Annotated in this window: 11 protein-coding genes; 5 read left to right on the top strand and 6 right to left on the bottom strand. The window is 73.7% G+C overall.

Features of this window, described 5'->3' with window-relative positions; all coding sequences use genetic code 11:
* Nucleotides 1–58: 58 nt before the first annotated feature.
* Together HUT06_RS29015 and HUT06_RS29010 are read right to left on the bottom strand one after the other, a co-directional pair.
* Complete coding sequence (locus HUT06_RS29015; protein WP_176198609.1) at nt 59–1,174, bottom strand: hypothetical protein; 1,116 nt, start codon at nt 1,172–1,174, stop codon at nt 59–61.
* A 15-nt stretch (nt 1,175–1,189) separates the two neighbouring features.
* Entirely contained in the window at nt 1,190–2,293 is a 1,104-nt protein-coding gene (locus HUT06_RS29010) for a hypothetical protein (RefSeq protein ID WP_176198608.1), read from the bottom strand.
* A 151-nt stretch (nt 2,294–2,444) separates the two neighbouring features.
* On the opposite strand from HUT06_RS29010, the gene hemG reads away from it, so the two are divergent.
* Together hemG and hemQ are read left to right on the top strand one after the other, a co-directional pair.
* On the top strand, nt 2,445–3,917 hold the full coding sequence (gene hemG / locus HUT06_RS29005; RefSeq protein ID WP_176198607.1) for a protoporphyrinogen oxidase: 1,473 nt from the start codon (nt 2,445–2,447) through the stop codon (nt 3,915–3,917).
* On the top strand, nt 3,874–4,572 hold the full coding sequence (hemQ, locus tag HUT06_RS29000) for a hydrogen peroxide-dependent heme synthase (RefSeq protein ID WP_176198606.1): 699 nt from the start codon (nt 3,874–3,876) through the stop codon (nt 4,570–4,572). Before hemG ends, hemQ begins: the two co-directional genes overlap by 44 nt.
* 45 nt (nt 4,573–4,617) lie before the next feature.
* Here hemQ and HUT06_RS28995 read toward each other — a convergent pair whose 3' ends face one another.
* Nucleotides 4,618–5,172 (bottom strand): TIGR04222 domain-containing membrane protein, encoded by a 555-nt coding sequence (locus HUT06_RS28995; RefSeq protein ID WP_254715442.1) that lies wholly within the window; start codon nt 5,170–5,172, stop codon nt 4,618–4,620.
* A 38-nt stretch (nt 5,173–5,210) separates the two neighbouring features.
* Complete coding sequence (gene msrB / locus HUT06_RS28990) at nt 5,211–5,612, bottom strand: peptide-methionine (R)-S-oxide reductase MsrB (protein ID WP_176198605.1); 402 nt, start codon at nt 5,610–5,612, stop codon at nt 5,211–5,213.
* A gap of 65 nt (nt 5,613–5,677) precedes the next feature.
* Between msrB and HUT06_RS28985 the strand changes: the two genes are divergently transcribed.
* Nucleotides 5,678–6,763 (top strand): DNA polymerase domain-containing protein, encoded by a 1,086-nt coding sequence (locus HUT06_RS28985; RefSeq protein WP_176198604.1) that lies wholly within the window; start codon nt 5,678–5,680, stop codon nt 6,761–6,763.
* Between the two features lie 72 nt (nt 6,764–6,835).
* A complete protein-coding gene (locus HUT06_RS28980; RefSeq protein WP_176198603.1) occupies nt 6,836–7,603 on the top strand; it encodes an MBL fold metallo-hydrolase in 768 nt (255 codons plus the stop codon).
* 45 nt (nt 7,604–7,648) lie between these two features.
* Here the strand turns inward: HUT06_RS28980 and HUT06_RS28975 are convergent, their stop codons facing one another.
* Entirely contained in the window at nt 7,649–9,589 is a 1,941-nt protein-coding gene (locus tag HUT06_RS28975; protein ID WP_176198602.1) for a Xaa-Pro dipeptidyl-peptidase, read from the bottom strand.
* A gap of 213 nt (nt 9,590–9,802) precedes the next feature.
* On the opposite strand from HUT06_RS28975, the gene HUT06_RS28970 reads away from it, so the two are divergent.
* Nucleotides 9,803–10,030: a DUF4236 domain-containing protein gene (locus tag HUT06_RS28970; RefSeq protein ID WP_368406994.1), complete on the top strand. Its 228-nt coding sequence runs from the start codon at nt 9,803–9,805 to the stop codon at nt 10,028–10,030.
* Here HUT06_RS28970 and leuA read toward each other — a convergent pair.
* Complete coding sequence (leuA, locus tag HUT06_RS28965) at nt 10,027–11,775, bottom strand: 2-isopropylmalate synthase (protein WP_217711504.1); 1,749 nt, start codon at nt 11,773–11,775, stop codon at nt 10,027–10,029. The genes HUT06_RS28970 and leuA overlap by 4 nt on opposite strands.
* Between the last annotated feature and the right edge of the window lie 120 nt (nt 11,776–11,895).

Genomic DNA, 11,895 nt, shown 5'->3' with positions numbered 1-11,895 from the left:
AAGCGGCCACGCCGATCACGGCCCGGCTCCCGCGCGGGCCGTGATCGGGCGGGCGGCGTCAGCCGTCGGTGAGCACGACCGGGCCGCCGATGACCCCGGTCCCGAGCGTCCACAGGGCGCCGGTGCCGGGGACGACGGCCAGTGCCCTCGCCTTGAAGTCGATCCGGTTCGGGACGGCGGTGGTCGGGACCCGTTCCCACGTCCCGCCGCTGTAGCGGATCAGGCCGGGCTTGGCGGGCTCGTCCTTGGAGTGGCCGAGGGCCCACAGCGTCCCGTTCTCGCCCTTGACGATCCGGGTGAGCGCGTCCAGTCCGGGGGGAACGGCCGTGTCCGTCCAGGAGGTGCCGTCCCAGTGCAGGATGACGGGTGTGGCCGGGGACTGGTAGCGGCTTCCGACGGCCCAGACGTCCGACGGGGACAAGGCGATCATGTCGAGGAGGGTCACGGCCTCCACGGGCGGCTGCCGGACCGGGACGCGCTGCCACGTCCGCCCGTCCCAGTGGCTCGCCACGAGCTCCGTCTCGGTGATCGTGGCGGCGCCGAGCACCCAGATGTCATCGGCCGCCCGGATGGAGGAGACGTGCTGGTACACGTCCGGCCGCGCGGCGACGTGGGCCCAGGTCGTGCCCGTCCAGCGGTAGATGTCGGCGGCGGTGGTGAGCCAGATCCCGGAGTCGTCGGCCTGCAGTGCGGCGCCGCCGTCCGCGGCGGTCGCCGGGAGCGCCACCTCGGTGAAGCCGGAGCCGGTGAAGTGCGCCATGTAGGGCTCGGACCCGCCCGTGCCGAGGTACCTGGTCCCGTTGATCCACACGTCCTCGGGGCCGAGCGCGTCCACGTCCTCGATACGGCCGTCGCTGCGCAGGTTCGGCAGGTCGTACTCGACCCAGGCGCCGTTCTGCCAGCGCCGCACGACCGGATTGCCCGGGATGGTCTTGCCGTCGACGGGACCCGTGGGGATGTACCACTCGCCTTGGTGGCCGGAGATCCAGACGCTGTCGGACGAGGCCGCGGCGATGTCCGACAGGGTGTTGCTCGGCCAGAAGAACGGCAGCGCCACCGTCCTGAAGTCGCCGCGGGCCGCGGCCGCGGCGGGGGACGCGAGCCCCGCCGCGGTGAGCCCCGCAGCGATGAGCAGCGCCGCGGCGGCGGCCGGGGGAGCCTTCCAGGAGATCATTTCGTCGGCCTCCGATCAGCCGTCGGTGAGGAGCGCGGGGCCGCCGATGTTCACGGACCCGAGCGTCCAGAGGGCGCCGGTGCCGGGGACGACCGCGAGGGCGGTCGCGTAGATGTTGCTGCGGTTCGGCACGGCGGTGGTCGCGACCCGCTCCCACGTCCCGCCGCTGTAGCGGATCAGGCCGGGCTTGGCGGGCTCGTCGAGGTTGTGCCCGAGCGCCCACAGCGTGCCGTCCTCGCCCTTGACGATCCGGGTGAGCGCGTTGAGGCCGGGCGGCGGCGCGATGCTGCTCCAGGCGGTGCCGTCCCAGCGCACCAGGACGGGCGAGGCGGGGGACGTGTGGTAGCTGGTGCCGACGGCCCAGGCCTCGGTGGGGGAGACGGCCACCATGTCGGTGATGCCGTTGATGCCTTCGGGCGGCTGGTCCACCGGGACCTGCGTCCAGGACTGCCCGTCCCAGTGGTACGCCTCAAGCGTCCGGTCGTACTGGCCGGGGGTGCTGAGGACCCAGATGTCGTCGTCGGCCCGGATGGTGAACTGGCGCAGGTAGACGTTCGGGAGGGTGGTGACGTGCGTCCACGTGCCGCCCGTCCGGCGGTAGACGCCGCTGTCCACGGTCACCCAGACGCCGTCCGCGCTCGCGTCGACGGTCAGGGTCTTGGACGCGGCCGGCAGGGCCACCTCCTCGAACCGCGAGCCGGTGAAGTGGCCCAGGTAGGGGCCGCGCGCCCCGGTCGTCCCGTCGCCGAGCCTGGTGCCGCCGATCCACACGTCCTCGGGGGCGACGGCGTCCACGTCGGTGATCGAGGCGTGCTCGGGCAGGTTCTGCAGGTCGTACTCGACCCAGCCGCCGTTCTTCCAGCGCCGCACGACCGGATTGCCGGGGATGGTCTTGCTGGTGAAGGGGCCCGTGGGGATGACGACCTCGCCCTGGAGCCCGCTGATCCAGACGCTGTCGGGCGAGGCGGCGTCGACGTCGTAGAGGTAGTTGTTCGGCCAGAAGAACGGCAGGGAGACCGGTCTGAAGTCGCCGCGGGTCGCGGCGGCGGCCGGGGACGTGAGCCCGGCGGCCAGCAGGAGCGCCGCGGCGCCGGCCAGTGGAGCCTTCCAGGAGATCATGCGTGCCAGTATCCACTGGCAGAGTGTTGGAGATCTTGTCACTTTCTCGACAAAAAGGGAGCCGGTGGCGGCCCGTGAACCGCCGGTGTGACACGCGCCGCTCCGGCCGCCCCGGTGCGCGATCCGGCGGACCGTCTGGAAGGCTGGAGGCATGACCACGTCCCATGCCGTTGTCGTCGGGGGCGGCATCGCGGGCCTCACCGCCGCCTGGATGCTCGCCCGGGACGGCGTGCGGGTGACCGTGCTCGAGGGCTCCCCTCAGATCGGCGGCAAGCTGCGCGTCAGCGAGATCGCCGGCGTCCCGGTGGACGAGGGCGCCGAGTCGATGCTGGCCCGCCGCCCCGAGGGCCTGGACCTCGTGCGCGGCCTCGGCCGCGCCGCCGACCTGGTGAACCCCGGCACCGCCTCCTCGGCCATCCTCAGCCGCGGCGCGCTGCGCCGCATCCCGTCCGGGCAGGTCATGGGCGTCCCGTCCGACCTGCGGGCGCTGGCCGCCGCGCAGGTGCTCTCGCCGGCCGGGCTCGCGCGCGTCCCGCTCGACCTCGTGCTGCCGGAGACGCCGCGCGGCGGGGACGTGTCCGTCGCCGCCTACATCGGCGCCCGCGTCGGCCGCGAGGTCGTCGACCGGCTCGTCGAGCCCCTCCTCGGCGGCGTGTACGCGGGCCGGGCCGAGCTGCTGTCGTTCGAGGCCACGCTGCCGGCCGTCGCCGCCGCCGCGCGCGGCCACCGGTCGCTGATCAGCGCCGTCCAGGGCATCCGGAAGGCCGCGCCCGCCGACGCCGGCCCGGTGTTCGCCACGCTGCCGGACGGCCTCGGCACCCTGCCGCACCTCGTCGCCGACGGCATCACCGCCGCCGGCGGGACGGTCCGCACCGGCGCGACCGTCCGCGAGCTGCGCCGCCGCGAGGACGGCTGGCGGCTCACCGTCGGCCCGACCCGCGACCCCGAGTACCTGGACGCCGACGCCGTCGTGGTCGCGGTCCCGGCCGCGCCCGCGTCCCGGCTGCTGGAACCGGACGTGCCCGCCGCCGCGCGGCAGCTCGCCGGCATCGAGTACGCCAGCATGGCGATCATCACGCTGGCCTACCGCCCCACCGCGTTCCCGCGGCTGCCGAAGGGCAGCGGCTACCTCGTCCCGGGCGTGGAGAGCGACACCGAGCGCGGCGGCCGGGGGGTCAAGGCCGTGACGTTCAGCTCGGTGAAATGGCCCCATCTGCGCGACCGCGACCCCGGCGTCATCGCGGTGCGCTGCTCCATCGGGCGGCTCGGCGAGGAGCGCACGCTCCAGCGGCCCGACGAGGAGCTGGCCGCCGCCGCCATGGCCGAGCTCGCCGCGACGTGCGGCGTCACCGAGCTGCCCGCCGAGACCCGGGTGACCCGGTGGGGCGGCGGCCTCCCGCAGTACAACGTGGGCCACGCCGACCGCGTGGCCAAGGTCCGGGCCGCGGTCGCCGGAACGCCGGGGCTGGCCGTCGCCGGCGCCGCCTACGACGGGCTCGGCATCCCCGCGTGCATCGCCTCGGCGCGCGCGGCGGCGACCCGGGTGCTGGACCATCTGCGCAGTCGAGAAGGAGTGGAACATGGCCGATCAGGCGGGCAAGCCGAAGGCACGCGAACTCAATAACGTCATCCGCTACACGATGTGGTCGGTCTTCCGGGTCGCGAAGCCCGGCACGCTCGGCGAGCGGGACGCCGCCGAGGTGCAGGACCTGCTGGACCAGGCCGCCCAGAAGGACGTCACCACCCGCGGCGCCTACGACGTCGCCGGGCTGCGCGCGGACGCCGACTACATGTTCTGGTGGCACGCGCCGACGTCCGACGACCTACAGGAGGTCTACACCCGGTTCCGCCGGACGGCGCTGGGCCGCGCGAGCGAGCCGGTCTGGTCGCAGATGGCGCTGCACCGCCCGGCCGAGTTCAACAAGAGCCACATCCCCGCGTTCCTCGCCGACGAGCAGCCGCGCGACTACGTGTGCGTGTACCCGTTCGTGCGGTCCTACGAGTGGTACCTGCTGCCGGACGACGAGCGCCGGGCGATGCTCGCCGAGCACGGCAGGATGGCGCGCGACTACCCCGACGTCCGGGCCAACACGGTCTCGGCGTTCGCGCTCGGCGACTACGAGTGGATGCTGGCGTTCGAGGCCGACGAGCTGCACCGCATCGTCGACCTGATGCGCCACCTGCGCGGCGCGAAGGCGCGGCTGTACACCCGCGAGGAGATCCCGTTCTACACCGGCCGCCGCAAGCAGGTCGCCGACCTGGTCGCCGGCCTGGCCTGATCCGGCCGCAGGCGCGGGCGGGCGCGGCGCGGCGGCCGGTGGGCGCTAGAAGTCCGAGCCGCCGCCGAACCCGGCGTCGTACTGCCGGTCGGGCAGCCCGCTGGCCTCCAGGTTCCGGTGGCCGCGCCGCCGGCGGCGGCCGACCGCGACCGGCTCCGGGTCGGCGGCCTCCAGGACCTCCCGCATCCAGGCGTCCTCGAGACCGGCGGGGCCGTGCAGGGCGAGCAGCTCCGGCGGGGTCTCGACGGGCTCCTCGGCGAGCAGCAGGCGCAGCGCCCGGCCCTGCCGGGTCGGGCGGCGCCGCCGCCGGCCGCGCATCAGCCCCGTCTCGCGCATGGCCTCGCCGACGGCGTCCACCTCCGGCGACGCGGCGACCGCCGCGATCACCCGGCCGAGCGGGCGCCCGGCGGCCGGGATCTCGTCGAGCACCGCCGCCTGGACCGGGTCGGCGTCCCCGTCGCGCAGCAGCACCTCCACCCGGTGCGTCCCGCGGAAGATCCGGATGCGCCCCTGGTCGCGCAGCAGGAGCACCGCGACCTGCGCGACCCGGGTCGGCCCCCCGCAGAGGATGGCTGTCGTGTAGTGGTCGAACTCGTCCATGCGACGTCCCAGTGCGGGGGGAGGGGGTGAGCGGCCCGCTACTCGGCGGGTTCGAGGGTCAGCGAGACCGAGTTGATGCAGTAGCGGTCGTCGGTGGGGGTGTCGTAGCCCTCACCGTGGAAGACGTGCCCGAGGTGGGAGTCGCACACCGCGCAGCGCACCTCGGTGCGGACCATGCCGAGCGTGCGGTCCTCGATCAGGGTGACCTTGTCGGACTCGGCGGGCTCGTAGAACGACGGCCAGCCGCAGTGGCTCTCGAACTTGGTCTCCGACCGGAACAGCTCCGTCCCGCAGGCGCGGCACCGGTACACGCCGACCGTCTTGGTGTCGGTGTACTCGCCGGTGAAGGGCTTCTCCGTGCCGGCCTCCCGCAGCACGCGGTACTCATCGGGGCTGAGCTGGGCCCGCCACTCGTCCTCGCTCTTGCGGATCTTCTCCATGCCTTCGACGGTACCCGGCGGGGACGTTCCGGAGGACTGTCGTGCACGTGGGTTAACGTGCAGTCATGGCCTCGCCCTTCATCGAGATCCCGGTCGGGGATCGGCTCGTCAAGGTGACCAATCCCGACAAGGTCTACTTCCCGGAGCACGGCTACACCAAGCGGCAGCTGGTGGAGTACTACCTGGCCGTCGGCGACGGCATCCTGCGCGCGACCCGCGACCGCCCGACGACCCTGGAGCGGTGGCCGGCGGGGGTCTTCGAGGGCGCCAAGATGGCCACCCGCGAAGACTACGCGCGCGGCCAGGCCGGCATGGGCGCGGGCAAGTCCGACGCCTTCTACCAGAAGCGCATCCCCAAGGGCGCGCCCGACTGGGTGCGGACGGCGCGCATCGCCTTCCCGAGCGGGCGCTCCGCAGACGAGGTGTGCCCGACCGAGCCCGCCGTGATCGCCTGGGCGGCCAACCTCGGCACGCTGACGTTCCACCCGTGGCCCGTCCGCAAGGGCGACGTCGACCACCCCGACGAGCTGCGCATCGACCTCGACCCGCAGCCCGGCACCGACTTCTCCGACGCCGTCCGGGTGGCGCTCGGCCCGGCCCGCGAGCTGCTGGACGAGCTGGGCTACACCGGCTATGTCAAGACGTCCGGGAAGGCGGGCGTGCACATCTACGTCCGGATCGAGCCCCGCTGGACGTTCACCGAGGTCCGCCGCGCCGCGCTCGCCTTCGCCCGCGAGGTCGAGCGCCGCAGCCCGTCCGAGGTCACCACTCGGTGGTGGAAGGAGGAGCGCGGCGAGCAGATCTTCATCGACTTCAACCAGAACGCCCGCGACCGGACGATCGCCTCGGCCTACAGCGTGCGCCCGGCCCCGCACGCCCCGGTCTCGGCGCCGCTGACCTGGGACGAGCTGGCCGACGCCGACCCGCACGACTTCACCATCGCGACGATGCCGGCCCGGTTCGCCGAGCTGGGCGACCTGCACGCGTCCATCGACGACGCGTCCTTCTCCCTCGACGGCCTCCTCGACCTCGCCGACCGCGACGAGAAGGACCACGGCCTCGGCGACATGCCGTATCCACCGAACTATCCCAAGATGCCCGGCGAGCCGAAGCGCGTGCAGCCCAGCAAGGACACCGATAATCGCGCCTGACCGGCGGGAATGCGCGGTGCCGCGCGATGATTGGAACCGAGCACAAGGCTGATCGATCCGAAGGGCGGCACCATGTCCTCGCTGAACGTCCGGTACCTCGGCGGCCCGACCGCGATCCTGGAGATCGGGGGTGTGCGGCTGCTGACGGACCCGACGTTCGACCCGCCGGGCGACCATCCCGTCGGCGACCGGGCGCTGACCAAGACCATCGGCGCCGTCGTCGGCCGGGACGAGGTCGGGCCGGTCGACGCGGTGCTGCTCTCCCACGACCAGCATCCCGACAACCTCGATGCCGGCGGCCGCGCCTACCTGGGCGGCGTCCCGCTGACCCTCACGACCGAGGCCGCCGCCGAGCGGCTCGGCGGCACCGCCCGCGCGCTGCTGAACTGGGCGCACGCCGACCTGCCCCGCCCCGGCGGCGGGACGCTCCGCGTCACCGGCGTCCCCGCCCAGCACGGCCCGGACGGCACCGAGCACATCACCGGCCCGGTCACGGGGTTCGTCCTGTCCGGCGAGGGGCTGCCGACCGTGTACGTCAGCGGCGACAACGCCTCCCTCGACGTCGTCCGCGCCATCGCCGGCCGGTTCGCGCCGGTCGACGTCGCGGTGATCTTCGCGGGGGCGGTGCGGACGCCGCTGATCGACGACTACCTGACGCTGACCAGCGACGGCGCCGCCGAGGCCGCCGCCATCCTCGGCGCCGCGAAGATCGTCCCGCTGCACTTCGAGGGCTGGGCGCACTTCACCCAGGGCCGCGACACCCTCGCGCCCGCGTTCGCCGGCGCGGGGCTCGGCGACCGCCTCCACCTCCTCGACCAGGGCGGCGACGTGGCGCTGTGACGGCGGGTGCGGCCCGCCGCCCGGCCGGGCGGCGGGCTGGCCCGGTCAGTAGAGCTCGCGCTCCTGGACGGGCAGGGTGACCTGCGCCGGGCCGCGCCAGGTCGCGGACCGCCGCGGCGGGGCGACGAGGGCGGCCGGGTCGTCCTCGGCGGCGACCACCGGGATGCTGATCGAGGTGCCGCGCAGGTCCACCGTGACCTCGGCGCCCGTGGGCGTCTCGGTGTTGTAGTCGGCGTCCGTCCCGGCGAGGACGAGCGCCAGGCGGTGGCCCTTCTTCAGCAGGTACTCCTGGCTGAGCGTCTCCCAGCGCACGGTGTGGTACCGGCCCGGCTCCAGCGGCCTCGGCCGGCTCAGCGAGCGGGCGTTCTGCGCGTCGAGCCAGCCGCGGGCGACCACGTTCACCGGGGACGTGACGGTCGTGACCTCGGTCTGCTTGTAGCAGGCGTCGTCGGTCGGCGTGCTCTCACCGTGGCAGTCCTCGGTGCCGAGGGTCCGGATGCCGGAGCCCGAGCCGAGGTAGTTCACCCGGGTGTCCTCGCCGTAGTCGACGAGCAGCGCCGTGAGGTTGGCGGTGGGCTTGTCCAGCTTGATCCGGAGCCGGGCCTCGGGGGTGCCGGACAGGCGCCCGGTCCGCGGCAGGGGAGCGGACACGAACGCGGCCCGGTAGGGCTGCGCGGCCGTCGGGTCGGCGACCATCGCGCTCTCGGAGTGGCCGCCGCCGCGCGGGCCGGGGGCGTCGGTGAAGGCGGCGGTCGCGCCCTTGGCCGCCCGCGTCAGGCCGAGGACGCCGTCCGGGCCGGGGCGCAGCACGATGTCGCGGGCGTCGCGGGACGGCCAGTCCCGCTGGGTGATCCACCGGTCGGGGCCGGTCTCGATGTCGGCGCGCGGCTCCCGCATGATCCCGTTGGGGATCTTCTGCAGCTCGTGGTCGAACCAGCGGTGCAGGGTCGCGACCCACGCGTCGCGCCGGGTGTCGAACGGGTCGACGTGGCCGCGCTGCGACAGCCACACCTTGCGCTGCACGCCGCGCCGCGCGAGGGCGCTCCACCACTCGGCGAACTGGTCGTCCTTGACGTTCAGGTCGTTGACGCCGTGGGCGGCGAAGATGCTCGCCCGGACCCGGGACGCGCGGGCGATCGTGCCGTCCCGGTAGTCGGCGGTCTTCCAGTAGGCGTTGTAGTTCCCGGTCGCGTCGTCCTCGCCCTCGTCCAGGCCGGCGTTGACCTCGGCGCACTTGGCGGGCGGGTCGGTGTCGACGTAGCTCGCGAGCCAGGGCTGCTCGTCCGTCCAGTACTTCACGCCGTTCATCCGGCTGTAGCCGTACCAGCTGCTGATCGCCGAGATCGGGACGATCGTCTCCAGCCCCTCGACGCCGGTCGCGGCGACGCCGTTGGCGAGCGTCCCGTCGTAGGACTTGCCGATCATGCCGGTGCGGCCGGTCGTCCAGGTCGCCTCGGCCGGGGTGCCGTCCGCCCTGAAGGCCCTGGCCCGGCCGTTGAGCCAGTCGACCACGGCCTTGCCGCCGAGGACGTCGGTGGGCCCGCCGCTGACCGGGCAGCCGTCGGAGCGGGTCGTCCCGACCATGTCCACGGCGAGGAAGGCGTACCCGCGCGGGACGAAGTAGTTGTCGTAGAACAGCGGGAACTTCACCGGGTTCCCGTCGGCGTCGTAGGTCTTCAGCTCGCTCTCGTTGCCGCGGCCCGCGTTGTCGTAGTACGGGCTCTCGTCCATGATCACCGGGACCTTGAGGCCGTGCTCGGTCTCCTTCGGCCGGATGATGTCGACGTTGACGCGGTCCTTGTCTCCGTCGCCGTCGCTGTCCACGCCGGACTCGACGTACACGTGCTCGCGGATCGCGTCCTTGTAGGAGAAGACCGGCTGGGTCACGCCGCCCTTCACCACGATCTTGGGGGACGGCTGCGCCAGTGCCGCCGCGCCGCCGCCCGCGCCCGCGAGCGCCGCACTGGTCAGCACGGCCAGCGTCATCGTCCGCCGGGTCCGTCTCAGGGGTCGCCTGGCCACCCCGCACCTCCGGGAGCTGAGAGAACGATCTCTACGCAGGCACACGCTCCTCGCCGGGCGCGGCCGGGTAAAGGGCGCTGCGCGACGAACTCCGCCCGGATTTGGTCAGCTCCTGCCCTTGCGTCCCCCGGCCCGGCCGAAACCATGGTCTCGGTCCGTCCGGGACGGGGGAGAAGGATGCTCGGTGATCCGCCGGGCATCCCCCTCCGCATGGGTTGGAGCTATCGAAAAGCAATACGGATGGGACCGTTCCGCATCAACCTGTCCAAGAAGGGCGTCGGGCACAGCGTCGGCGCGCGCGGCGCCCGCTACACGCGGTCGGCGGACGGGCGCCGCCAGGTGACGTTCCGGATCCCTGGAACGGGCCTGTCCTGGCGGCGCTCGCTCGGCCGCCGCCGCGACTAGCGTCCGGCGCGGTTCACCGCGGACAGGACGGCCTCCACCGACGCGGCCGGCACGGACGTGTCGCGCCCCGCACCCCACACGACCGCGCCGCCGACCCGGCACTCGGCGTAGGCGACGGCCATGGCGTCGCTGCCCTCCCCGGTGGACTGCTCGGTCAGGTGCAGGACGTCCACCTTGATCCCGGCGCCCGCCAGCGCGTCGGTGAGCGCGTCGATCGGCCCGTTGCCCGCGCCGGTGTACTCGCGCTCGCGGCCGTCCACGCGGACGGCGCCGGTGAAGTCGTGCCGCGCCGGGCCGGTGCTGGAGGTGCGCCAGCCGACCAGCGACACCGGGCCGTCCGGCCGCAGGTACTCGGCGCGGAACAGCTCCCACAGCTCGGCGGCCGTGATCTCCGCGCCGCTGCCGTCGGTCGCCCGCTGCACGACCCGGGAGAACTCGATCTGCAGGCGGCGCGGCAGGTCGAGCCCGTAGCCGGTGCGCAGCAGGTAGGAGACGCCGCCCTTGCCGGACTGGCTGTTGACCCGGATGACCGCCTCGTACCCGCGGCCGACGTCGGCGGGGTCGATCGGCAGGTACGGGACGTCCCACGGCAGCCGGCCCGGCGGCACGCCCGCCTCCGCCGCGAGCCGCGCGTGCCGGGCCATGCCCTTGCCGATCGCGTCCTGGTGCGTCCCGGAGAACGCCGTGTAGACCAGGTCGCCCGCGTACGGGTGCCGCTCGTGGACGGGCAGCCGGTTGCAGAACTCGACCGTCCGGCGGATCTCGTCGATGTCGGAGAAGTCGATCCGCGGGTCGACGCCCTGCGCGTGCAGGTTCAGCGCGAGCGTGACCAGGTCGACGTTGCCCGTCCGCTCGCCGTTGCCGAACAGGCAGCCCTCGACCCGCTGCGCGCCCGCCAGTACCGCCAGCTCGGCGCAGGCCACGCCCGTCCCGCGGTCGTTGTGGGGATGGACCGACAGGATCACCGCGTCCCTGCGCGCCAGGTGCCGGTGCATGTACTCGATCTGGTCGGCGTACACGTTCGGGGTGGCGATCTCGACCGTGGCCGGCAGGTTCAGGATCACCGGGCGGTCGGGGGAGGCGTCCCACCGCGCGGTGACCGCGTCGCACACCTCCAGCGCGTAGTCGGGCTCGGTGAAGTTGAACGTCTCGGGGGAGAACTCGAACCGCACGCCCGGCCGGGCGAGCCGCGCCACGTCGGCCGCGCCGTCCAGGATCAGCCGCTTCGCCCCGTCGCGTCCGGTGCCGAGCACGACGTCCCGCCACACCGGGCCCGTCGCCGTGTACAGGTGGACGACCGCACGGGGCAGCCCCTCGATGGACGCGAACGTCCGCTCGATCAGCTCCGTGCGCGCCGGTATGAAGACCACGGGCGTCACATCGTCCGGAATCCCCGCCTCGGCCAGGTGCCGGACGAAGTCGAAGTCGGTCTGGCTGGCCGACGGGTAGCCGACCTCGATCTCCTTGAAGCCCATCGCCACGAACAGGTCGAACATCCGGCGCTTGCGCGCGGTGTCCATGGGCTCGGCCAGGGCCTGGTTGCCGTCCCGCAGGTCGACGGGCACCCACAGCGGCGCCTCCTGGACGCGCGCCGACGGCCAGGCGCGCTCGACCTCGGGCACGGGCGAGGGCACCCGCTCGTGGACGGACCGGTAGCGGTGGAACGGCATGGAGCTGCCGCGCTGCGGATTCCAGAACGGCCCGCTCACCGGGCCGGAGGGGGTGCGCAGGGTCGGGAAGGTCATGGGGCGTTGTCCTCACGATCGCCGGGACGACCAGCAGCACCGGACCCCGCGGCGGGGTGCCGGTCGGATCAGGCCCCGCCGCGGCGACCGAGGAGAAGCACCCGCCACGACATGACCGCC

The sequence above is a fragment of the Actinomadura sp. NAK00032 genome, assembly GCF_013364275.1.
Classification (GTDB): domain Bacteria; phylum Actinomycetota; class Actinomycetes; order Streptosporangiales; family Streptosporangiaceae; genus Spirillospora.
This window is presented reverse-complemented; position numbering and strand designations above follow the sequence as displayed.